The sequence below is a fragment of the Neisseria sp. HMSC70E02 genome (assembly GCF_001838645.1).
GTDB classification, from domain to species: Bacteria; Pseudomonadota; Gammaproteobacteria; order Burkholderiales; family Neisseriaceae; genus Neisseria; species Neisseria macacae.
This window is the reverse complement of record NZ_KV838121.1, coordinates 62,046-85,129: the sequence shown is the minus strand read 5'-3', so window position 1 is coordinate 85,129 and position 23,084 is coordinate 62,046. Positions and strand designations below refer to the sequence as shown.

The following is a 23,084-nucleotide window of genomic DNA, read 5'->3' as shown; positions in this document are numbered from 1 at the left end:
TTTGGGGTGCAGTTCAGTTTTCAGACGACCTTTGTTTAGCTCAAACCTTCCCGGTTTAAGCGGCGTTGACTTTGTCTTCGCGGCGCAGCAGGGTAATCAGGTCGCTGATGCGCTGTTTCATGCTGCGGCGGTCGACGATTTGGTCGATAGCGCCTTTCTCCAGCAGGAACTCTGCGCGTTGGAAGCCTTCGGGCAAGGTTTCACGGACGGTTTGTTCGATAACGCGCGGGCCGGCAAAGCCGATAAGGGCGTTGGGTTCGGCAAGCACGACATCGCCGAGGAAGGCGAAGCTGGCGGATACGCCGCCCATGGTCGGGTCGGTCAGGACGGAGATGAACGGCAGGTGTTTTTCAGTCAGAAGATGCAATGCCGCGCTGGTTTTGGTCATTTGCATCAATGAGTTGACACCTTCCTGCATACGCGCACCGCCCGATGCGGCAACACAGATGAAAGAGCAGTTGTCGGCTACGGCACGGCGTACGCCTTGGACGAAGCGTTCGCCGACGACGGAACCCATAGAGCCGCCGATAAAGCGGAATTCGAAGGCGGCAATCACGACGGGCAGGCCGTTCATAAAGCCTTTCATCACGACCAACGCATCATCTTCGCCGGTGGCTTTGCGCGCGGCGACCAGGCGTTCGGGGTATTTTTTGCTGTCTTTGAATTTCAGCGGGTCGGTCGGTTTGATATTGGCGGCGATTTCTTCGCGGCCTTCCTCGTCCAAAAGCAAATTGAGGCGTTCGCGCGCGGAAAGCGGGTTGTGGTGGTTACATTTCGGGCAAACTTGGTCGTTTTGCTGAAGTTCGGTCGAGTAGATGGTTGCCGAGCAGGAAGGGCATTTGTGCCACAGGCCTTCGGGAACGTTGGACGAGCCTTCGCTTTTGCTGCGGTTTTTGATTTTGGGTGGTAGGATTTTGTCTAACCAACTCATGGATGACTCCTTGGAATTCGGGATTCAGACGACCTTTGCGTGTGTTTTTGGAAAAGGCCTTAACGGATTGCGTCTTTTAATTCTTTTACCAACACGCCGACGGCTTCTGCTTCGCGGCCTGCGTTATTTTCAATTTCTTTGACGATGCGGCTGCCGACGATGACTGCATCGGCAACGGCACCGATTTTGCGCGCGCTTTCAGCGTTGCTGATGCCGAAACCGACGCCGATCGGGATGTCGATATGCTTGCGCAAAAGCTCTATTTTACGCGAAACTTCTTCGGTATCCAAACTTGCCGCGCCGGTAACGCCTTTGAGCGAAACGTAATAGACAAAACCGCCTGCAACGCGGGCGATGGTTTGGATACGCTCTTCGGTCGTGGTTGGGGCAATCAGGAAGATGCAGTCGATGCCGCGCGCTTTGAGTTCGTCGTGCAGCGGGGTGATGGTTTCAACAGGGGAATCGACGGTCAGCACGCCGTCCACGCCCGCTTCGGCAGCCGCTTGGGCAAATGCCTGATAACCCATTTTATGAATCGGGTTCAGATAACCCATCAGGACGACGGGAGTGTGGCCGTTTGTTTCGCGGAAGCGGCGTACGATGTTCAATACGTCGTTGAGGGAAACTTTGTTTGCCAACGCACGTTCGGCGGCGCGCTGGATGGTCGGGCCGTCCGCCATCGGGTCGGAAAAGGGAACGCCTAATTCCAGGATGTCGGCGCCGTTTTCAACCAAACTGTGCATCAGCGCAAGCGTGGTATCGAGATCGGGATCGCCTACGGTGATATAGGGAATCAGGGCTTTTGCGCCGTCAAGCGCGGCAAAGGTTTGCTGGATTCTGCTCATCTTGATTTCTCGTTTCCGTAACGGCTGTTTCCAGCCGGTTTTCATCGACAATAAGTTGGCAAGTATAGCATTGACTGTCTGTTTCGGGCGAAACTGCATGACATTTTCAGTCATTTTTTCATATAGATAAAAGGTCGTCTGAAAATCTTTTCAGACGACCTTTCCAAAACCGGGCAGTCGGAATGCTGCCGCTATGCCGATTTTCCACCGTTTAATCGCGTTTGTGCTCGATATAGTCTTGGTGTTTGGTTTGCGGATCGGCGCGGGTCACCGTGTATTCGCCTTCGATGATATCGCCTTCATCTTCACCACGGCGCGTAAAGGTTTGCTGACGGAAAGACTGCGTATTCATTTGAGCCGCCGGCCGGCCCTTAATCGGCAAAAGCAGCAGCAAGGCGATAATGGTGGACACAAAACCCGGACTGAGCAGCAAAATCCCGGCGACGGTATAACGTATCGGCCACAACATCTGATACATGGAAATATTGTCCCCGCTGCGGATGGCCGCACCTGCCAGCAAAATGCCGGACAACCCCGTGTGGCGCAGCATCATCGTGCCGCCGATAAAGCTGACTATCATCAGCAGGAAAGTGAATCCGCCGCCCAGCCAATCCGCCACCCAAACGATGGACATAATTTCCAAAAACAATAATACTAAAAAACCCACACCGAAATACTGCATCTTTGCTCCTTTAAATTCCGAACCCGCTTCATGCTGCGCAAGTCGGCGCGTTTAGCCGCAATTTCAATCTATCTTATTGAATCTTATTAGATATCATAAACCGACATTTTACACTTCCCGAATAACCGGTTTCCCTTAACATAAAGATAATGCGCCCTACTTTCAAGGCGCGCGAATGTGAAAAACCGTAAGGTTTCGGCACGTTTTTTCAGACGAGGTCGTCTGAAACAGCATGCGCCCTTACAGCAACTTCTTGATATCGTTTTCTATTTCTTCCGGCGTTACGCTGGGCGCAAACCGTGCCACCACTTCGCCTTGCCGATTAATCAGGAATTTGGTGAAGTTCCAGCGGATATCGCCCGCCTGATGCTTACTGCCCCATGCCGCCAGCCGCAACACCGCTTCTTTCAACATATGCCCGCCCCTATCCTTCGGCTGTTGTGCCTTCAAATAAACATAAAGCGGCGATGCGGATGCGCCGTTGACATCGATTTTGTCAAAAATTTTGAATGCAGTACCAAACTTCGTCTGACAGACGGAAGCAATTTCCCGACTGCTCTCCGGCGCCTGTCCGCGAAATTGGTTGCACGGAAAATCCAATATCTCCAAACCTTGCCCGCTGTAACGCTCATAAAGCTGCTGCAATGCCGTATATTGCGGCGTCAATCCGCAGCGCGTCGCGGTGTTGACAATCAGCAGCACCTTTCCTCGGTAAACACTCAGGGAAACCGGATCGCCTTGGGCATCGTTTAAGGTGAAGTCGTAAATATTCATGTTGTCCATTCAAAAAGATCAGGGAAAACAAATCGAGTCAGGCAAACACCGGCTGAAATTTCGAGCCGTATGTTTCATTTTGATTGATGATTTTTATAGTATTTCAACAATGCCATCATTTCTTTTGCCTTCTTTTTGCCATGCCGCTCGTCAGTGACATAATCCTCTGCCTTATTGCCTAATTCATTTTTGATGTTCGGGTTGGCACCGTTTGCCAAAAGTATTTCAAGTATTGCCACATTTCCGTTGAAGCAGGCATTTTGGACAGGCGTAAAACCCATTTCCCCCTGTTTGTTGACGTCCGCGCCATTTTGAATCAGCAATAAAACATCTTCGCAGGCTTGGTTGATGACCGCCAAATTCAGCAAGGTTTCATCCATCAAACCCAAATCATGTACGGAGGCGATACGGGGACGCGAGGCGAAAGCCAAGTTATTTTGATATTTGGCGAACAGATTGGTCAGATTTTGATTCATGATTTATCCTGAAACGATGAGGCTTAAGAGACGGATATGTTTTCAGACGACCTTTTTCAGACGACCCCGACAAACCTGCCCTATTGTTTATCGTCAGCCCATATGAAAAAACACCGCTTTCGCAAGCGGTGTCCGGTAAAGCAGCAATTATTTGCGCAGACCCAAGCGGGTGATCAGGTTGCGGTATGTATCAGGTTGAGTACGGCGCAAGTAAGACAACAGACGGCGACGTTGGCTGACCATTTTCAACAGGCCGCGACGGCTGTGGTGGTCTTTAGGGTTGGTTTTGAAGTGGGGAGTCAGGTCGTTGATACGGAAAGTCAACAGAGCGACTTGTACTTCAGAAGAACCGGTATCGCCTTCTTTACGTTGGAAATCTTTAACAATTTGTGCTTTTTGTTCTACGGTCAATGCCATGATGGATAACTCCGAAAAATAAAAGAACCGTCATTCGGTTCGGACAAGTTTGACGAGCAGGAAACCCGTTCAAACTCCTGAAGTCTTTTTGTAAAGACGGGCGGATTATGCCACAGTTTGTACGGTTTTGCACGACTAAATCCTGTCTTCAGGCAGTGTTTCGCCGAGACTGTGGCTTTCAGACGACCCGCCCGCCCTGAAACCTACTCCCCCGCCACGGTCATGCTCTCGATCAGCACCGAACCGATTTTGTTGGAAGAGCGGCGCAGCGCGTCGTTGGCAGTACCGACGATGCCGAGGTACATATCCTGCAAGCGGCCGGCGATGGTGATTTCTTGGACGGGGTGGCTAATGACGCCGTTTTCCACCCAAAAACCCGCCGCGCCGCGCGAGTAGTCGCCCGTGATGGTGTTCACACCCTGACCCATCAGTTCGGTAACCAACAATCCCGTGCCCATTTCTTTCAGCAGGTCGGACTGCGTTTCGTGCGTATGGTTCAAATAAAGGTTGTGTGCGCCGCCGGCGTTGCCCGTGGTCTGCATACCGAGCTTTCTCGCGCTGTAACTGCTGAGGAAATAGCCTTCGACAATGCCGTCGCGGATGACGAAACGCGGCCGTGTGGCGACGCCTTCGGAGTCGAAATAGGTGCTGCCGAAGGCGCGGGGGATGTGCGGCTCTTCGCGCAGGCTGAGGAAATCGGGCAGGACTTTTCTGCCTATGCTGTCAATCAGGAAGCTGCTTTGGCGGTAGAGCGCGCCGCCGCTGAGTGCGCCAACGAGGTGTCCGATAAGGCCGCCTGCGACGGTGGTATCGAAGAGGACGGGATAGCTGCCTGTCGGGATGCTGCGGCTGTTCAGACGACGTAGGGTGCGCTCGGCGGCGGTTTTGCCGATTTGCTCGGGGCTGTCCATATCTTGATGGCGGCAGGCGGCATCGTACCAGTAGTCGCGCTGCATACCGTTTTCGTCAGCGGCAACGATGCTGCACGAAATGCTGTGGCGCGTGCCTTGTTGGTGGGCGGTAAAACCGTGGGTGTTGCCGTAAACGTATTGGTAATGTCCGGTCTGAACGCCTGCGCCTTCGGAGTTTTCGATGCGTTCATCCGCGCTCAGGGCGGCTTGTTCACATTGTTTTGCTAACTCGATAGCAGCTTCCGTGCTTAAATCCCACTCGTGGTAACGGTCGAGGTCGCCGACGTGTTGCGCCATCAGTGAAGCATCTGCCAGACCTGCGCAATCGTCTTCGGCGGTGTAGCGGGCGATGTCAATAGCGGCTTTGACGGTGTCTTGCAAGGCTTTTTCGGAGAAGTCGGCGGTGCTGGCGCGACCTTTGCGTTTGCCGACGTACACGGTAATATCCAGCGATTTGTCTTGCTGGAACTCGATTTGTTCGATTTCGCCCAGCCGTACGCTGACGCTTTGTCCGATGGATTCGCTAAAGTCGGCTTCGGCAGCCGCCGCGCCCATGTTTTTTGCCAAATCCAAGGCGTGTCCGCATAAGCCGGTCAGCTCGGAGGCGGTGTGGTTGAACAGCATAAAAGGTTTCCTGACAGAGGTTTGCGGCATTTTAACCGTTTTCAGACGACCTCGGCAAAAATACCGCCGCTGGAGGCAAAAGGTCGTCTGAAAACGCCGTTTCGACAGGGCATTGACGTGAAAACTGCCCGAACGTGCTAAAATACCCGAAACAAAATTAAAGGTTTATCAAAATGTTTGAAAACGAAGACGAATGGGTCAGCAAAACCCAAATGAAAAAGCAGATGAACGATTTGCAGGCTTTGGGCATGGAGTTGACCAAACTCTCGACCGATACGCTGAAAAAAATCGGCTTGGACGAAGACTTGTACGAAGCCGTCGTTACCTACAAAAAAATCACGTCCAACGGCGCGCTCAAACGCCAAAGCCAATTCATCGGCAGGCTCATGCGCGACACCGACCCCGCGCCCATCGAAGCCTTCCTCGCCAAACTGCGCGGCGAAAATACCGCCCACAACGCCTTCTTGCAACGCGTCGAACAAGCCCGCACACGCCTCTTGGCAGACGACAACGCGCTTACCCAGTTTATGGCGGACTTCCCCCATGCCGACGCAGGCAAATTGCGCACCTTAATCCGCAACACCAAAAAAGAGCAGGAACAAAACAAACCGCCGAAAAACTTCCGCGCCCTCTTCCAAGAAATCAAATCCGTCATGGAAGGCGGTCAGAGCGATTCGGAAGAAACGCAGGATTGGGCAGAATAAATATCGGGGTCGTCTGAAAACGGGGTTGGGGGTTCTGTAAATCGCACCGCCCCGTTTTCAGACGACCTTTTCAAATTTCATATAATCTTATTAAAATATATCGTCATTTTTCAGACATCCCTTTAACAATAAAACAAACCGACCTTTTCAAGGACTACACTTATGAAACTTCGCCTTACCCTCACTGCCCTCCTCGCCTTATCATTAAACGGCTGTATGACTCAAGAAATGTGGGAAGAGGATAAAAAAGTAGAAAAAATCACTTTTCATCCGATTACTTCCGACCAGGTACATTCTTTCGGTATCGTCAACAAAGACAATGACCAACTTGAAAAAGGCAGCATCGTCATGATGGGCGAAAAATACTGGTTCGTCATTAATGCCAAAGATTCAAAAGATCTGACGCCCATCCTCAATGTCAAACTCGACAAAAAATTCCAAATTGCCGATGCCAAAAAATACAAAAAAGACCTCAAAGCCCTACCTGTTGTGGTGAACAATGAAAAAGAAGCCGATTTCACCACTGATTTCTGCCTACGCTACGACACTCAAAAAGCTGACGAAATCGCCAAACTGAAAAACCTGTCATTTGAAACCGGCAAAGGTAAAAACAACACTGTCTACCACCGCTGTGTTCACGCCAAAGGCAAATACTACGCCACCCCGAAAAACCTGCCCGCCGACTACAAATTTGAACAAAGCATTCCTGTCTCCATCGGCTATACCACTTCTCGCGTATACACCAGTCCGGGGAAAGTAATAGGCACTATTTTGATGACGCCGCTGACGCTCACTTTTGATGCCCTTACCCCAATACTGTTCATTCCTGCCATGATGATAGGCGGTGGCGACGGCTTTACCCCAAGCTTTTAATAAACTCGTTACGCCTGTTTTCAGACGACCTTTCCGTCCTTGAATACATCAAACATATTTCCACACACCATGCCCGTCAAAATCCAAACCCGCCCCGTCAACCAAAACGTCCTCGATGATTTGCTCACCGCCGGCGCCGATCCTTTAATCGCCCGCCTGTGCGCCTCGCGCGACGTGCAGAGTCCTGCCGAATTGGACGACAAACTCGCCGGCCTTCTGCCTTATCAATCGCTGACAAATTGCGAAGCCGCCGCCCGCCGTCTGGCGGATGCCATCGAGCGTAAGGAAAAAATCCTGATTGTCGCCGACTACGATGCCGACGGCGCGACCGCGTGTTCCGTCGGCATGAGCGGCTTGGCAGCGATGGGCGCGGCGGTGGATTTCCTCGTACCCAACCGCTTCGAACACGGCTACGGCTTGACGCCCGAGCTTGCCGAAATCGCCGCCGCGCAAGGCGTGGATTTGCTGATTACGGTCGACAACGGCATCGCCAGCATCGCAGGCGTGGCGCGGGCGCAGGAATTGGGTTTGGACGTGATCGTTACCGACCATCACCTGCCCGCCGAAACCGTACCCGACTGCATCATCGTCAATCCGAACCAAAAAGGTTGCGGCTTCCCCAGCAAAAGTCTGGCGGGCGTGGGCGTGATTTTTTATGTACTGATGGCGTTGCGTGCCGAATTGCGCCGCCGCGATTATTTTTCAGACGACCTTAGAGAACCGAATCTGGGCGAACTTTTGGATTTGGTCGCACTCGGCACTGTCGCCGACGTCGTCCCACTCGACCACAACAACCGTATCCTCGTGTCGCAAGGTTTGAAAAGGATGCGTTCCGGCAAAATGCGTCCCGGCATCCGTGCCTTGTTTGAAGTGGCGCGGCGCGACTGGCGCAAAGCGCAGCCTTTCGATATGGGTTTCGCACTGGGTCCGCGCATCAACGCCGCCGGACGGCTCGATGATATGTCGGTCGGCATCGCCTGCCTTTTGGCGCGCGACGACGCAGAAGCGCAGGCATTGGCGGCGCAGTTGAACGACCTCAATATCGAACGCCGCGAAATCGAGCAGTCCATGCTGCAAGATGCGCTGAACGCCTTTCCCGAAACCCTGCCTTCGGGTCAGACGACCCTGGTCGCCTACCGCGACGACTTTCATCAAGGCGTGGTCGGCATCGTCGCCAGCCGCCTCAAAGACCACTTTTACCGCCCGACCATCGTGTTCGCCCCGGCGGACAACGGCGAAGTGCGCGGTTCGGGGCGTTCCATTCCCAACCTGCACCTGCGCGACGCTTTGGATTTGGTGTCCAAACGCCATCCCGATTTGATTTTGAAATTCGGCGGACACGCGATGGCGGCGGGCTTGAGCATACTCGAACACAACATTCCCGCGTTTCAGACGGCCTTTGAAGAAGCCGTGCGCGAAATGGTGTGCGAAGACGATTTGTCGCAAACCTTCATCACCGACGGAAGCCTGAAAGCCTGCGACATCACGCTGGAACAGGCGCAAAACCTCGCCCGCCATGTTTGGGGACAAGGCTTCGCGCCGCCGAGCTTTACCGACGAGTTTCACGTCATCCACCAGCAGCCTTTAGGCGCGGAGGGCAAACACAAAAAAGTTTGGCTGCAAAAAGACGGCTACGAATTTGAAGCGATGTTCTGGCGGTGCAGCGAAGACATCCCCGAATACATCCGCACGGTTTACCGCCCCGTGGCAAACGAGTGGCGCAATCAGATGGAATTGCAGCTTTACATCGATTACTGGGAAGCCGCTTAAGGCTTGCGAAAGATAAAAGGTCGTCTGAAACCAAAAAACAAGTTTCAGACGACCTTTGTTTTCTAGAAGATTATTGTGCGCCAAATTTCAATACCATCGGCAATCAAGAAAACATGCCCGCACAACTTGTATTTAAATTTCAAAAAACCACCTTATCCGAATGATAAAAACCGGCAATCCGAAAGAAAACAAAACCGAAAATCCCCCGTCTACTCAAACACTTTCAACGCAATATTGTGATGAATCAAACTTCCTGACGGATAAGCCTACGATTGCTTGTCAGTCGGTAGATTTTAAAACATAATACTTACGCGCCTAAGTATTGGAGTTTTACTACAAATACATGATAGGTAAGCCGTACGCAGCGCAGCAGTTCCAACCGATCAACTCAAAGCAAGGAAGGTCTAAAATGAAAGTAACCAGTTTCGGCGAAGTGTTGTGGGACGATTTTCCAAGCGGAAAAGTGTTGGGCGGTGCGCCGCTGAACGTTTTGGTCCGTTTGCAATCCTTCGGGGTCGATACTGCCATCATCAGCCGCCGCGGCGATGATGCCGACGGCGAAGAGCTGCTGCGCCAAATCCAAGCGAAAAACGTCAATACCGACCTGCTGCAAGTGTGCAAAGAATGCGATACCAGCCTTGTCAAAGTCATCTTGGACAAATGCGGCAGCGCGTCATACGAAATCGTGTATCCCTGCGCTTGGGACCGCATCGTCGTCGAAGATGCCGCCTTGCAGCGTGTCGCCGAATCCGATGCCTTCGTGTTCGGCAGCCTTGCCACCCGCGACGAGATTTCCCGTGCGGCATTAGACAAACTGATGGAAAAAGCCAAATTCAAAATCTTCGACGTCAACCTGCGCAAACCCCACTACGACACCGACCGCCTGCTCGCCACCATGAAACGTGCGGATATGCTCAAGCTCAATGACGACGAATTGTACGAACTGTCCGCAGTTTACGGCTCGCCCTACCACAGCATCGAACAAAACATCGCCTACCTCAACCGCTTGACCGGCGCACAAACCATCTGCGTCACTTTAGGCGGACACGGTGCAATTTTATACAAAGAAGGCGAACTCTACCGCCACTGCGGCTTCCGCATCAAAGTCGCCGATACGGTCGGCTCCGGCGACAGCTTCTTGGCAGGGCTGACCTACAAACTGCTCAACAATGCCGAGCCGCAAGAAGCCATTACCTTCGCCTGCGCACTCGGCGCCCTAGTCGCCTCCAGACACGGCGCAACGCCCGACATTTCCTTGCAAGAAATCGAAAGCTTCATGAATCCGGCTTGATGTTTGCCATCAAAGGATGTCACAACAAAAGGTCGTCTGAAAACGGATTTTCTGTTTTCAGACGACCTTTTATATCGCCGATTCACTTTTCAGAATACAGACTCGTATTGAGCCGATTCCTCAGGCTGTTTACCAAACCGTCACGAACTGCTCCAAATCGGTATTTTTTGCGCCACTGCCCGCCTCAGTCGGCGAACCAACCATCATCAGCCCGATGATTTTGTCTTTGTCTTCACAACCAAACGCTTCGCGCAAGAGCGGGCTGTTGACCCACATTCCGGTAATCCACACATTGTCAAAGCCTTGCGCAGAGGCAGCAAGCTGCAGCCCGTAAGCGGCGCAGCCCGCACTCAACATTTGTTCCCACTCGGGCTTGGGTTTTGCCACTTCGCGGTTGGGCGCAAAAGTCACGCCGATCACCATAGGCGCCATATTACCGACTTTCTCGGCTTTTTTCATCGCATCATCGCCAAAATTCAACTCGGTAACCGTTTGGCGCAACAATTCGCGGAAACGTTGCAAGCCTGCCTCGCTTTGAATGACGGTAAAACGAAACGGACGCATATTGCCATGGTCGGGAACCTGCGTAGCCGCTTGCAGCATATATTCGAGCTGTTCCGCATTCGGCGCGGGGGCGGTAAGTTTTTTAGACGAGCGACGTGTGGTCAAAAGTTGTAAAGCATCCATATTTTATCTTTCAATTCATTTGAAACAACGGAATCCATCTTATTAAACAGGATTCCTTGTGAAACCATCAAAACGATACAGGCTATATTCGGAAAATACTGCGACAGACGGTGCAAACCGATTGGCTAATACTTAACGCTTTTGCAAGCCATTTTCTTCAGCCCGGCACAGAGCAAAGCCGTACCTGCTCAAAACAAACCCTCTATATAGCACAAAGCCGGTTTGAATGCCATGTTTGATGGCGCAACAAAAAGGTCGTCTGAAAACCTGTTTCCAAGTTTTCAGACGACCCCTTCACATCGCAATCATAGCCATCAGACCACGACTTCTTCTTTTTTCTTCACTTCCTTCGCGATATTTTCGCGGCTCAGGCCGAACATCAGCAAGAGCGGGCTGGCTACCAAGACTGAAGAGTAAATACCGAACACGATACCGATGGTCAATGCCATTGAGAAACCGTGTAACGCTGCACCGCCGAACACCAGCATGGAAACGACCATTGCCTCGGTCGAGCCGTGGGTGATGATGGTACGGCTCATGGTGGCGGTAATCGCATTGTCGATGACTTGCGGAACGGTGTGTCCGCGCATACTCGGTTTGCGGAAGTTCTCACGAATACGGTCGAAGACGACGACGGATTCGTTTACGGAATAGCCCAATACGGCAAGGATACCCGCCAACACGGTCAGTGAAAATTCCCATTGGAAGAAGGCGAAGCAGCCCAAAATAATCACGATGTCGTGCATATTCGCGATGATGGCGGATACGGCGAAACGCCATTCAAAGCGCATCGACAGGTAAACGATGATACCTGCTACGACAAAGCCCAATGCCATCAGACCGTTGGTCACCAGCTCTTCGCCGACCTGCGGGCCGATAAATTCGACTTGGCGCAGGGTAACGTCAGGCTGCTCTTTTTTCAGCAATTCCATAACCTGATTGGAAAGCTGCGCGGAAGTTACGCCTTCTTTGTTGGGCAGGCGGATCATGATGTGTTTGTTCGTACCCAACGCCTGAACTTGGACATCACCCATTTTCAGGGTATCGAGTTTTTCACGGGTTTTGTTGACGTCCACGCCCTGCTGATATTGCACTTCCATCACGGTACCGCCGGTAAATTCGACGGAGAAGTTCAAACCTTTGGTAATGAGGAAGAATACGGCGGCAATGAAGGTTACCAACGAAATAAAGGTCGTCAGTTTGCCGTAGCTCATAAACGGGATGTCGCGTTTGATTTTAAAGAGTTCCATGTCTTACTCCTTGCCAGCCGCTGTTTCGGCTTTAGGTTTCCATACTGCGCCGATGGAAATGTTCTGCAATTTGCGGCGGCGTCCGTACCAAAGATTCACTAAGGCGCGGAAGACGACGACGGATGAGTACATCGAAGTCAGGATACCCAGACAGTGTACGACGGCAAAACCGCGGACCGGGCCGGAACCGAATACCAAGAGGGCGATACCGGCAATCAGCGAGGTCAGGTTGGAGTCGACGATGGTTGCCCATGCGTGTTGGAAACCGAGGTTGATTGCCTGTTGCGGCGGCACGCCTTCGCGCAACTCTTCGCGGATACGTTCGTTAATCAATACGTTGGAGTCAATCGCCATACCCAGCGTCAACGCCAATGCGGCAATACCGGGCAGCGTCAGCGTCGCCTGCATGGCAGACAAAATACCGACTAAGAACAAGATGTTGGTACTCAGGGCGATGGTCGAGAAGAAACCCATCAGGCGGTAGTAAACCACCATGAACAAAGCAACGGCTGTAAAGCCCCATAAGGTCGAATGGAAACCTTTTTCAATGTTTTCTTTACCCAAAGACGGACCGATGGTGCGCTCTTCCACGATTTGCATCGGTGCGGCGAGAGAACCGGCACGCATCAACAGAGAAATGTCATTGGCTTCCGCAGTCGTCATACTGCCGGAAATTTGTACCCGTCCACCGGTAATGGCAGAGTTGATAACAGGCGCAGTAATGATCTCAGATTTACCTTGATCGATTAACACCATTGCCATACGTTTTCTGATATTAGCAGCAGTCAATTCACCAAAAATATTGGAGCCTGCACTGTCCAAACTCAGATTGACAACTGCTTTTTCCATTTGGTCAAAACCCGGCTGCGCATCGTTGATGTTGTCACCGGTCAATTCAACCTGTTTGTTAATCAGCAAGGTTTCCGGATGATCGCCGCCACTGGACAACAGCTCGAAACCGCTCGGAACATTACCTTCCAAAGCTTCGCGCACTTTGACAGGGTCGTCTTCCACCATACGCACTTCCAAAGTCGCGGTACGACCGATAATGTCTTTTGCTTTGGCTGTATCTTGTACACCCGGCAGCTGCACGACGATACGGTCGAGACCGGATTGCTGGATGACAGGCTCAGCCACGCCCAACTCATTGACGCGATTATGCAAAGTGGTGATGTTTTGTTTCACCGCATCGGAGCGTACTTTGTTAATCACTTCTTCGGACAATGTCAGCGTGATGTTATTGCCGTCGGCGTTCAAATTTGCCTCAGGGAAAAGCTGACGCAGCTTAGGCATGGCTTTCTGTACGTCAGCAGCGTCCTGCATCGGGACAACCAAACCGTTTCCAATCTGACGGATGGTGCCGGTACGGATTTTTTCGCGGCGCATCTCGCGACGAATGTCGCCCGAATAACGTTCAAACGTTTTCTGCATCGCGGCTTTCATGTCCACTTGCATGGTGAAATGCACGCCGCCGCGCAAGTCCAAGCCCAAGAACATCGGGTTGGCGCCGATTTTGGCCATCCATTCGGGACTGTCCGCCAACAGGTTGAGCGCGGTGATATAGCCATCGCCCAAAGTGTTTTCGATGACATCGCGGGCTTTAAGCTGCGTTTCGGTATCTTTGAAACGCACTTTCAGCGAGTTGTTTGCAACAAACATCCCGTCAGTCTGAATACCTGCCTGTTTCAGCGCGGCATCGACTTTAGACTGGGTCTGCTCGTTAATGATGATGGCTTGTCGGTTGGTTGATACCTGTACTGCGGGCGTTTCACCGAAAAGGTTGGGCAGCGAATACACTACGGCAACCAAAATCGTGCACGCAATCAGCAGGTATTTCCATAAAGGATAACGGTTCATGGTAAACCTTCGATTTATTATGAAGACAAACAGCCGCGCTCAGCTTTCCGAGGCGGCTCTTGGCAAAAATACGGATTACTCGGCTTTGGCGGCAATCGCGTTACGTTCCACTTCGACTTCGATTTTTGCACCTTGACCGATGTCCACAGTGAAAAACTGTTCGCCGACTTTGGTAACACGGCCTTTGAAACCTGCTGCCAAAACAACCTTATCGCCGACTTTCAAAGCTGCAAGCATGGCTTGGTGTGCTTTGAGTTTCTTTTGTTGAGGACGCATGATCAGGAAGTAGAACACCACCATAATCAGCACTAAAGGGGCAAATTGGGCCACAACTGATTGTTCCATAATTTATCCGTTTTCTAAGAGATTAAAATTAAGTAAAACACTGCTTGCGACAGAAAAAAGCATTGGTACAGCCGCAAAATTAAGCTATTCTAAAGGTCGTCTGAAAAATTTCCAAGCCTTTCCCTATTTATTAACCATATTTATCATGTCAGGTCGTCTGAAAATGAAGTTTCAACGACATTTAAAACCTGATTCCTTCCTACCAACGACAAGCCCCGCGCCCTTTTCCTCATGAAAAAACTCATTCGACGACTGCGTACGCGCCTACGCCGCCTCTTGGGTAAAAATGCGCGTACGGTCTGGATTTCTCATCCCGTTTTTGCGCAACACCAACCCGGCGCAGGTCATCCCGATTCACCCGAACGCACTGCCGTTATCGAGGCGGAACTCAAACGTCAGGATATTTGGCGGCATCTGCAAACTGCCGAAGCCGAAGAAATCAGCGATGCCCGCCTCGCCTTGGTTCACCCGCGCAAGTACCTGCGCTCGCTTGAAGCCTGCCAGCCCCAACCGGACAAAATCTACCGTCTCGACGGCGATACCGTCATGAGTCATGGTTCGCTCAAAGCCGCCCGTTACGCCGCAGGGGCTGTCGTTCAGGCGGTGGATATGGTGATGAATAAGAAAGCATGGCACGCCTTTTGCGCCGTCCGCCCACCCGGACACCACGCGCACAGCGATAAGGCAGGCGGCTTCTGCCTATTAAACAACGTCGCCGCAGGCGTCATGCACGCCATCGCCGAATATCGACTCCAACGCATCGCTATCATCGACTTTGACGTCCATTACGGCGACGGCACAGCGGAAATCTTCAAAGACGACCCGCGCGTCCTGTTTATGAACCTTTTTGAAACTGACCTCTTCCCATTTCCCGAAACCAACCATTCCGCCAACGGCGCCAATATGTTGCACCTGCCTTTCGCGTCCAACACCGGCAGCCGCGTCTTCCGCACTACCGTACGCGAAAAATGGTTGAACAAACTGACCGCATTCAAACCCGAACTGGTCTTACTGTCCGCAGGTTTCGACGGACACAAACAAGACGAAACAGGTCGTCTGAATCTGCACGAAGCCGATTTCGCCTGGTTGACCCACAAAATCATCCAAGCCGCATCAAGCTGCCCCGGCAAAATCGTCTCCGTACTGGAAGGCGGCTACACACTCGAACCTTTGGCAAAATCCGCCGCAGCCCATATCGGCGTCTTGGCAGGACTACCCAAAGCAGGCTATGTCGCCGCTTATCAAAAGCATTTGAAACGCGGTGGGCAGAAGAAAGAAAATACCGGCCCTGCAAGCCAAATAGGTCGTCTGAAAACAGAAAACAGGTTTTAACTTGCTATTTCCGCATTAAAATATAAAAGATTGGACTGATAATGAAAAAATTGCTTTTTGTATTGTTGTGAATGACGAGCCTTAATGTGTATGCCAACGGTTGCGGTGGAGAATACCAGCCAGCGACAGGGACTTGTCGTATTATTGACAGTTCGGGTCGACAGGTTTTATATAACGTTGGCAGCCCACAATCTTCTAACAATGGCTCTGCTCAGCGTCAACCGAAAGTCGTAAACATCGATGTTCCTTCAAAATACGGTGCATGGGCTACCAACAACAAAACTGGAGTTTCGGGCGGTGCAATTGATATGGATTCCCGTGCGGCAGCAGAAAAAGCAGCCATCAAAAACTGTGAACAAGGTGGTCGTAATGCGCCATGTAAAGTGGCTGTTTGGGTTCGGAATGGCTGCATTGCCGTTGCTCAAGGCAAGTCTGGTAAAAAATGGACTGCCTTTCCCAGCGCAAAAGAACCCGGTCTTGCTGAGGCTGATGCACTACGACAATGTCGAGCATCTGGCAGCTCTCAATGTTCTATCGTTGCGAACGAAGGCTGCTCAATGCCGAAATACTGACATCATCAGATATGATTCAAGGTCGTCTGAACCTCTTTCAGCCGCAAGGTTCCGATTTCGGCTTTTATAGTGGATTAACTTTAAACCAGTACGGCGTTACCTCGCCTTAGCTCAAAGAAAACGATTCTCTAAGGTGCTGAAGCACCAAGTGAATCGGTGCCGTACTATCTGTACTGTCTGCGGCTTCGGCGCCTTGTCCTGATTTAAATTTAATCCACTATACTTGAATCAAATATAAGAAACCAAGAAAAAAACCTCTGTCAGACAGAGGTTTTTTAGTATTCAGAAACCGGATTATTTCAATTTGGTTTCTTTGTAGATAACGTGTTTACGGGCAACAGGGTCAAATTTTTTGATTTCCAGTTTGCCGGGCATAGTGCGTTTGTTTTTGGTAGTGGTGTAGAAGTGGCCAGTACCTGCACTTGACTCCAGTTTGATTTTATCGCGCATTGCAGTAATCCTTAATTAACAGTTTAAATTAAGCTTCGCCGCGAGCACGCAAATCAGCCAATACGACGTCAATGCCTACTTTATCAATGGTACGCAATGCAGCGTTAGAAACGCGCAGGCGAACCCAGCGGTTTTCACTCTCTACCCAGAAACGACGTGATTGCAAGTTAGGCAAAAAACGACGTTTGGTTTTGTTGTTGGCGTGTGATACGTTGTTGCCAGACATCGGGCGCTTACCGGTCACTTTGCAAACTCGTGCCATGGTTAGTCTCCAAACTTCTAAAATAGTAAAACGTGATTTATACCATAAAAAGCAGCATTCATTCAAGCTGTTTGATGAAAAAACGATTGTTTTCGAGAATGAGCCTCTCCAATGTTGTTTTCAGGGAACGCTGTTTCTTAAAACGTGACGGGGACGAATTATAGCGGATTTTGTTATCGAATACATTTGTTTATCCCAATCCTCAGCCAGCAATATCAAGAATGGGGTAAAAGCAAGTTGTAAAAATGCTGATGCGAATAGTCCGTATCAACCGCACCGAACATCAACAAAAAGGTCGTCTGAAATTTTTCAGACGACCTTTGTTCAGACAATCCTATCAGTCCAACTGTGCAACCGATACCGGCAAACCGCGTACTGCGGCAAGCATGGTATTGGCAGTTTTCTGCTGTTGGCGGAATGCTGCCATATTGGTAGGCGTCAGTTTTGGAGTTGGCAATGCAACTGTCGTCGGATTGACCGGCTGACCGTTCACGCGTGCTTCGTAGTGAAGGTGGGGGCCGGTTGAACGTCCGCTTGTACCGACGAAACCAATCACTTCACCTGCCCGGACATTACCTTCCGCCGGCGTAAATGCACTCATGTGACCATAAAGCGTCTCAACGCCATTAGAGTGCCTAATCATGACGGTATTGCCATAACCGCCTTTCCAGCCTTTGAAGGTAATCACACCGTCGGCAGACGCTTTAATCGGTGTGCCTGTTGGTGCGGCATAGTCGATACCTGTATGCATACGGACGGTATGCAAGACGGGGTGGACCCGGTAGCCAAAGGGTGAGGAAATACGGGTATAGACAACCGGCTCGATATTGAATCCCTCTTTTTGCTGGAGCGATTTACCGTTTTGGTCATAATAGCTGCCGCTCTCTTCGTCGCCTTTGCCTTGGCTGTAATAATAAGCCTGATAAGTTTTTCCGCCTTTGACGATTTCAGCCGCCAGAATATCGCCGGTACCCATTTGTTGGCCGCGGAAATACATATTGTTGTACAGAAGACGCACGACATCGCCTTCCTGCAAATCCTCCAAGCTCAGTACGTCAGAGAAAATTTCGCTGAGTGATTCGCGGATTTCGACAGGTATTTCGGCCTGCGCCATCGCACCGCGTGCGGAAGTCCGTACAACGATAGAGCGCAAAGTCGGCATGACTTTCATATCTACTTCAGAAGTAGACAGCTGCCATTTGCCTTTGACTTTTTCCAACGCAACAAGGTTTCGTTCCAATTCTTCATCGGTAAAGAATTGTACGTCCGTTACCTGACCTGATGAATCGACACGGATGTTGACGGATTGGTTGGCGCGCAAATGCTGCATATTTTGATCTGCGCTGTTTTTCGCCATGATTTGTTTGATGTCGGTCTGCGCCACACCCATACGCGCCAAAACGTCGGCAAGGGAATCGCCCTGTTGGACAACTTCCTGCGCCCAATAGCTAGACTGGAAATTGTTGGTTTCAACATAAACGGCGGGCAATTCCTCTGAAATCCGCTCCAACGCAATGCCTTGAGGATTGGAAACCGGCTCAGTGACCGCATAGGCAGTCATTACTCCTGACACAGGCAACAGGATGCCCAACAACGACCAACGAACGGGTTTGTTGTGCCAGAAACGGCGCATGAATGAAAATCGAGTTGTTTTAGTCACGCATTATCCTTCAATGCGGTAATAATCACTCTACTACCGCATTTCTTATGTCATTTGAAATTATTGAGTTTAATTGTTTATCTTATCAACCGTGTTTACGGTCTCTCCCAGACAATATATATACCAAGTGAATAAAATAAACAATCAAATTTACTCAGAACCGAGCATGATTATCGGGGCTATTCTTTTGATTTACACCCCTTTTTTCTGAAATTTACGAGAACTTGATTATAACATATGCACACTTCCAACTCAAAAACGCCATCCATCATCCGACCTGATAATGACATTGGTTATTTTGAGTATGTTGTATTTTCTCGCGTAAAATAAGCTTTTTCCGTTCTGACCACCGCCATGAATCTGACGCTTGCCCTCCCCTCTCTCAACCGTCAAAAAGATGAGATACTCCCTCCTCTCCAGCTTCCTGCTTTTAACCAAATCTTGCGATATGGGTTATTACATAAACAAGAAATGAAGCCGTCTGATTTTTATCGCCGGCATTTATGGAAGGGAAGTTTGTTGACCCAAATCAAAGAGATGACGGGGATTCCACCGCATCAGGCGGCAGCGTTTGCCAGCCCGATATGGCAGCAAATGGGATTGCACCAAGTCAGCGTAGTCAGCGGCGAACATCTGCAAATCACGAAAGAAGAAGCCGCTCGATTATGTTTGGAACTGTCTGAGTTTTACAGCAAAGAGGGTTGGCATTTTCTGCCTGTCCGTCCCGATTTGTGGCTGATCACTTTGCCATCGGAAAGCGATTGGGGGATTGCGCCGGTATTGGATATCTACGGACAAATCGGTTCGGCGGACCAAGCTGATGGAAAAGACGCCTTACAATGGTTGGGAATGCAGACTGAAATTCAAATGTGGCTGCACCAACACCCGCTCAACGCCGTCCGCACTCAAAACGACACCCCTACAATCAACGGTCTTTGGCTGTGGCAGGATTTAACGGGGCTGCGATCTGCGGACTTCGTCGCTTCCGACAGCATTTGGGCGCAATTTTCAGACGACCCCTGCTTGGATGCGCCTTATGATTTTCAGGCTTGGCTGGATGCGGTTGCTGAATCGGGTATTCATCCCGCCAACCCCGTCATTTTTCTGGACGACTTGGCTGTTACGGAACAAACAGGCGATATTCAGACATACCAAGAAATTTTAGAAAGCTGGGAAACCCGCTGGTTTGCCCCGCTTTGGCAGGCAGTCTCGCAAGGTCGTCTGAAAAATCTGACTATCAGTACCGACGGTGAAAACGGCGGCACTTTACACATCACGCCGTTTTCAAAATGGAAATTCTGGCACCCGAAAAAAACATTTACCGGCAGATGGTAATGCGCCCTCCCCGCCTCGCCGCCCTGTTTATAGAAACACCAATAACGTTTACAATACGCGACCATTCCACTATTTGCACACACCGCCCATGAAAATCCGACTCGGTCAGCACAATGCACCTGATTTTCCGCAAGGAGCGGCCGTCACGATCGGTAATTTCGACGGCGTACACCTCGGTCACAAACACATCCTGCAAAAACTCAAAAACGAAGCCGATTCGCGCAACCTTCCCGTTATCGTCGTCATTTTCGAGCCGCAACCCAAAGAATTCTTCTCCCTAAAAGCAGGCTTTACGCCCCCATGCCGCATCGCCCCTTTGCGTACCAAGCTGGATTTGTTGAGCGATACCGGCTGTATCGACGCCGTATGGGTGTTGCGTTTCAACCAAGAATTTGCCGATATGAGCGCACAGGATTTCATCGACAAACTGTTGCGCCAAACACTCCACACACGCTACCTGCTTATCGGCGACGATTTCCGCTTCGGCGCCGGACGCGAAGGCTGTTTCGACTTATTGAAGCAGCAAAGCGATATACAAACCGAACGCACGCCTTCCGTCATCGTCGAAGACATCCGCACCAGCAGCACAGCCGTGCGCGAAGCCTTGACAGACGGCAACTTGGCGTACGCCAAAAAGCTTTTGGGCCACGATTACGTTTTGAGCGGCAAAGTCAAGCACGGCAAAAAACTCGGCAGAACCATCAACGCCCCTACCGCCAACATCCAACTTCCGCCCCACCGCTATCCCCTGCGCGGCGTATTCGTCGTCGAAGCGGACGGCACATTCGGCACACGGCGCGGCGTTGCCAGCTTCGGACTCAACCCGACCGTCAGCAGCAACAATTCGCAAAAACTCGAAGTCCATTTGTTTGATTTTGAAGGCAATCTTTATGGACAACGTTTGAAAGTACGTTTCCTGCACAAACTGCGTGACGAACAAAAATTCAGCGATATCGAAGCATTGAAACAGCAAATCGAACAAGATATAGAAGAGGCGAAACAATGGCAGGAAACGGATTATAGTGGATTAAAATTGCAATGATACGGCGTTGCCAACGCCCTTATGTACTCCCCGTACACGGCGGGCGTTGCCGCCTTGTCTCATTTTTATTTTAATCCACTATAAAAGCATCTGCGGCCATTGTCGGATAAAAATGAAAAAGGTCGTCTGAAATCTTTTCAGACGACCTTTTTCACAATATGCAGACATCTGCCTGCGAGATTTCTAATGGCCTAAATTCAAAAAGGACGACAACCGTCAAAACGGTGCGCGGGGAACAAAATCCCTCTTTTAATTCAGTCCACTATATCCTACTTATTTAGCAGCAGGAGCCTGTTCTTGGGCAGCAGAAGGTGCAGTTTCGGTAGTAGTTTTACCTTGACCGGTCAGCGGGCTGGCAGCTTCAGCTTCCGGTGCAGCAGTTTCAGCAGCTTTGTCGGTTTTCAGGTCGTTGGCTTGTTTTTTAGCTTTATTGGCTTTTTTGTGAACGTGTTCTGCTTTAGCGGCTTTGCCGGAAGCAGGTTGGGCCATAGCCACAGGAGCAGCGATCAGGCCGGCAGAAACAAGAACGAGAGAGGTCAATTTAGACAATGTTTTCATGTGTAATATCCTTTCGGGAAATTTGTCTGATAAAATCATTCCGTCAAATGCCAAATGGCAATTTGCGTAAAGACAACCGCATAACCACTTGGTGCGATTGAGTTTTTATTGTAACGGTTTGTTTGTAAACCGAAGTCAGCTCGAGCGAAATTGAAATAAAGTTTCAAAAGGAGGGTTAACCCCCTTGTCCTGTTTTATTAATCGCACCTCATAGCTTGATTGTTTAAATTTATATATTTCATGGCATTACATCCGATGATTTTCGAACACCCCCGATTCCGCAATGCATCCTACATCCTGATGGGGCTTGCCCTGCTTGCGGTGCTGTATTTCCACTTTTTGCCCCTTTTGCTCGCCGTGATACTGACCTACGTCTTCATCACCAAGACCAACGGCCTGATTCTCTGGCTGCGCCGCCGTACGCTCACGCGCAATACGTTTCTGCACAAATCGCTCAACGCGCACAATATCAACCTGATTTCGACCACGCTGACCATAGGCATCGTATTGACGGTTATTCTCTTGATGTCGCTGGGGATTTACCACCTGATTCACGGCGGGCACATCACCGTGATGCTGACCAAGCTGGCGGCGATTTTGGAAGACACGAAAAACAGCAGCAGCCTGCCGCAATCGGTTTTGAACATGCTGCCCAACAATACCGCCGAAATCAAAGCCTATGCGGTTAAATTGATTGAAGAATACAGCGCCGCGCTGACGCGCATCAGCAAAAACAGCTTCACCTCGTTCGTGTACATCCTTATCGGCATCATCATCGGCGCGATGCTCAGTTTCCACCGCCTCAACATGCGCAAAAACCGCCGCAAAATGCCGCCCTTCAAGGCAGAACTGGTGCGGCGGATTGTGAACTTCGAAACCAGCTTCGAGCGCGTGTTTCTGGCGCAGGTCAAAATCTCACTGATCGATACCGCGCTGACGGGCGTGTACCTTTATCTGATCCTGCCGCTTTTCGGCGTGGAGTTGCCGTTTAAACTAACCGTGTTGGTGATCGCCTTCATCGTCGGGCTGATTCCCGTCGCGGGCAACCTGATTTCCAACACCATCATTATCATCTTGAGCCTCGGCGCGTCTTTATATGTAGCGGTCGCTTCGCTGGTGTTTCTGGTCGTCATCCACAAGCTCGAATACTTCCTGAACGCGAAAATCATCGGTTCGGAAATTGAATCGAGCGCATGGGAACTGCTGGTGGCGATGGTCGTGTTTGAACGGATTTTCGGCGTCGGCGGCATCATCGTCGCGCCGGTTTATTATGCGTATCTGAAGAATGAGTTGAAGCAGCAGAAGCTGATTTAGATAGTGTTTGAAATATAGATGAAAGGTCGTCTGAAAAGCTCGAAATAGGTTTTTCAGACGGCCTTTTTTCAGTTACAGCAACCTTATTCCTTCCCCCGTCTAGCGGGGGAAGGTTAGGATGG

The 23,084-nt window shown here is 50.6% G+C and carries 24 protein-coding genes and 1 pseudogene; 9 read left to right on the top strand and 16 right to left on the bottom strand.

Annotated elements, in window-relative coordinates; genetic code table 11:
• Window positions 1-55 precede the first annotated feature (55 nt).
• The 7 genes from accD to pmbA form a co-directional block, all read right to left on the bottom strand.
• Window positions 56-931: an acetyl-CoA carboxylase, carboxyltransferase subunit beta gene (gene accD / locus HMPREF3277_RS11340; protein WP_070871183.1), complete on the bottom strand. Its 876-nt coding sequence runs from the start codon at window positions 929-931 to the stop codon at window positions 56-58.
• Between the two features lie 59 nt (window positions 932-990).
• Window positions 991-1,776 (bottom strand): tryptophan synthase subunit alpha, encoded by a 786-nt coding sequence (gene trpA / locus HMPREF3277_RS11335; protein ID WP_070871182.1) that lies wholly within the window; start codon window positions 1,774-1,776, stop codon window positions 991-993.
• A gap of 211 nt (window positions 1,777-1,987) precedes the next feature.
• Window positions 1,988-2,458, bottom strand: a complete 471-nt coding sequence (locus HMPREF3277_RS11330; RefSeq protein WP_070871181.1) for an FxsA family protein — start codon at window positions 2,456-2,458, stop codon at window positions 1,988-1,990.
• A 240-nt stretch (window positions 2,459-2,698) separates the two neighbouring features.
• Window positions 2,699-3,232 carry a glutathione peroxidase gene (locus HMPREF3277_RS11325; protein ID WP_210401175.1) on the bottom strand — a complete coding sequence of 178 codons (534 nt, stop codon included), beginning with the start codon at window positions 3,230-3,232 and terminating at the stop codon, window positions 2,699-2,701.
• A gap of 74 nt (window positions 3,233-3,306) precedes the next feature.
• Window positions 3,307-3,708, bottom strand: a complete 402-nt coding sequence (locus HMPREF3277_RS11320; protein WP_070871179.1) for an ankyrin repeat domain-containing protein — start codon at window positions 3,706-3,708, stop codon at window positions 3,307-3,309.
• Window positions 3,709-3,855: 147 nt separating this feature from the next.
• Window positions 3,856-4,125 (bottom strand): 30S ribosomal protein S15, encoded by a 270-nt coding sequence (rpsO, locus tag HMPREF3277_RS11315; RefSeq protein WP_003760895.1) that lies wholly within the window; start codon window positions 4,123-4,125, stop codon window positions 3,856-3,858.
• A gap of 203 nt (window positions 4,126-4,328) precedes the next feature.
• Window positions 4,329-5,660 (bottom strand): metalloprotease PmbA, encoded by a 1,332-nt coding sequence (pmbA, locus tag HMPREF3277_RS11310; protein WP_049225857.1) that lies wholly within the window; start codon window positions 5,658-5,660, stop codon window positions 4,329-4,331.
• Between the two features lie 173 nt (window positions 5,661-5,833).
• On the opposite strand from pmbA, the gene yjgA reads away from it, so the two are divergent.
• The 4 genes from yjgA to HMPREF3277_RS11290 all read left to right on the top strand — a co-directional run bounded on the left by yjgA (window position 5,834) and on the right by HMPREF3277_RS11290 (window position 10,298).
• Complete coding sequence (gene yjgA / locus HMPREF3277_RS11305) at window positions 5,834-6,364, top strand: ribosome biogenesis factor YjgA (RefSeq protein WP_019271051.1); 531 nt, start codon at window positions 5,834-5,836, stop codon at window positions 6,362-6,364.
• A gap of 162 nt (window positions 6,365-6,526) precedes the next feature.
• Window positions 6,527-7,237, top strand: a complete 711-nt coding sequence (locus HMPREF3277_RS11300; RefSeq protein WP_070871178.1) for a hypothetical protein — start codon at window positions 6,527-6,529, stop codon at window positions 7,235-7,237.
• A gap of 69 nt (window positions 7,238-7,306) precedes the next feature.
• Window positions 7,307-9,007 (top strand): single-stranded-DNA-specific exonuclease RecJ, encoded by a 1,701-nt coding sequence (recJ, locus tag HMPREF3277_RS11295; protein ID WP_070871177.1) that lies wholly within the window; start codon window positions 7,307-7,309, stop codon window positions 9,005-9,007.
• Window positions 9,008-9,416: 409 nt separating this feature from the next.
• The gene (locus tag HMPREF3277_RS11290; RefSeq protein ID WP_070871176.1) at window positions 9,417-10,298 is read left to right on the top strand and encodes a carbohydrate kinase family protein; all 882 of its coding nucleotides are present in this window, start codon (window positions 9,417-9,419) and stop codon (window positions 10,296-10,298) included.
• Between the two features lie 129 nt (window positions 10,299-10,427).
• Here HMPREF3277_RS11290 and HMPREF3277_RS11285 read toward each other — a convergent pair whose 3' ends face one another.
• The 4 genes from HMPREF3277_RS11285 to yajC form a co-directional block, all read right to left on the bottom strand.
• The gene (locus tag HMPREF3277_RS11285; protein WP_003760879.1) at window positions 10,428-10,985 is read right to left on the bottom strand and encodes a nitroreductase family protein; all 558 of its coding nucleotides are present in this window, start codon (window positions 10,983-10,985) and stop codon (window positions 10,428-10,430) included.
• 314 nt (window positions 10,986-11,299) lie between these two features.
• Window positions 11,300-12,235 (bottom strand): protein translocase subunit SecF, encoded by a 936-nt coding sequence (gene secF / locus HMPREF3277_RS11280; protein WP_003760872.1) that lies wholly within the window; start codon window positions 12,233-12,235, stop codon window positions 11,300-11,302.
• Window positions 12,236-12,238: 3 nt separating this feature from the next.
• Complete coding sequence (secD, locus tag HMPREF3277_RS11275; protein WP_070871175.1) at window positions 12,239-14,092, bottom strand: protein translocase subunit SecD; 1,854 nt, start codon at window positions 14,090-14,092, stop codon at window positions 12,239-12,241.
• A gap of 75 nt (window positions 14,093-14,167) precedes the next feature.
• A complete protein-coding gene (gene yajC / locus HMPREF3277_RS11270; RefSeq protein WP_070871174.1) occupies window positions 14,168-14,437 on the bottom strand; it encodes a preprotein translocase subunit YajC in 270 nt (89 codons plus the stop codon).
• 231 nt (window positions 14,438-14,668) lie between these two features.
• Between yajC and HMPREF3277_RS11265 the strand changes: the two genes are divergently transcribed.
• Window positions 14,669-15,769, top strand: coding sequence for a histone deacetylase family protein (locus tag HMPREF3277_RS11265; protein ID WP_070871173.1), 1,101 nt, complete (start codon window positions 14,669-14,671; stop codon window positions 15,767-15,769).
• Window positions 15,770-15,855: 86 nt separating this feature from the next.
• The gene (locus HMPREF3277_RS14095; protein ID WP_349251563.1) at window positions 15,856-16,341 is read left to right on the top strand and encodes a DUF4189 domain-containing protein; all 486 of its coding nucleotides are present in this window, start codon (window positions 15,856-15,858) and stop codon (window positions 16,339-16,341) included.
• Window positions 16,342-16,500: 159 nt separating this feature from the next.
• Here the strand turns inward: HMPREF3277_RS14095 and HMPREF3277_RS15415 are convergent.
• The 4 genes and pseudogenes from HMPREF3277_RS15415 to HMPREF3277_RS11245 form a co-directional block, all read right to left on the bottom strand.
• A pseudogene (locus tag HMPREF3277_RS15415) lies at window positions 16,501-16,566 on the bottom strand (transposase); the annotation flags it as partial.
• A 69-nt stretch (window positions 16,567-16,635) separates the two neighbouring features.
• Entirely contained in the window at window positions 16,636-16,791 is a 156-nt protein-coding gene (gene rpmG / locus HMPREF3277_RS11255) for a 50S ribosomal protein L33 (protein WP_003684373.1), read from the bottom strand.
• A 28-nt stretch (window positions 16,792-16,819) separates the two neighbouring features.
• On the bottom strand, window positions 16,820-17,053 hold the full coding sequence (rpmB, locus tag HMPREF3277_RS11250) for a 50S ribosomal protein L28 (RefSeq protein WP_002216391.1): 234 nt from the start codon (window positions 17,051-17,053) through the stop codon (window positions 16,820-16,822).
• Between the two features lie 337 nt (window positions 17,054-17,390).
• Window positions 17,391-18,713 carry a M23 family metallopeptidase gene (locus HMPREF3277_RS11245; protein ID WP_070496364.1) on the bottom strand — a complete coding sequence of 441 codons (1,323 nt, stop codon included), beginning with the start codon at window positions 18,711-18,713 and terminating at the stop codon, window positions 17,391-17,393.
• Window positions 18,714-19,067: 354 nt separating this feature from the next.
• On the opposite strand from HMPREF3277_RS11245, the gene HMPREF3277_RS11240 reads away from it, so the two are divergent.
• Together HMPREF3277_RS11240 and ribF are read left to right on the top strand one after the other, a co-directional pair.
• Window positions 19,068-20,048, top strand: a complete 981-nt coding sequence (locus tag HMPREF3277_RS11240; protein ID WP_070871171.1) for a hypothetical protein — start codon at window positions 19,068-19,070, stop codon at window positions 20,046-20,048.
• 88 nt (window positions 20,049-20,136) lie between these two features.
• Window positions 20,137-21,090, top strand: a complete 954-nt coding sequence (ribF, locus tag HMPREF3277_RS11235; RefSeq protein ID WP_070871170.1) for a bifunctional riboflavin kinase/FAD synthetase — start codon at window positions 20,137-20,139, stop codon at window positions 21,088-21,090.
• A 273-nt stretch (window positions 21,091-21,363) separates the two neighbouring features.
• Here the strand turns inward: ribF and HMPREF3277_RS11230 are convergent, their stop codons facing one another.
• Window positions 21,364-21,702, bottom strand: a complete 339-nt coding sequence (locus HMPREF3277_RS11230; protein WP_246830808.1) for a late embryogeneis abundant protein — start codon at window positions 21,700-21,702, stop codon at window positions 21,364-21,366.
• A gap of 201 nt (window positions 21,703-21,903) precedes the next feature.
• Here HMPREF3277_RS11230 and HMPREF3277_RS11225 point away from each other — a divergent pair, with 201 nt between their 5' ends.
• Complete coding sequence (locus tag HMPREF3277_RS11225) at window positions 21,904-22,962, top strand: AI-2E family transporter (RefSeq protein WP_070871169.1); 1,059 nt, start codon at window positions 21,904-21,906, stop codon at window positions 22,960-22,962.
• Window positions 22,963-23,084 lie beyond the last annotated feature (122 nt).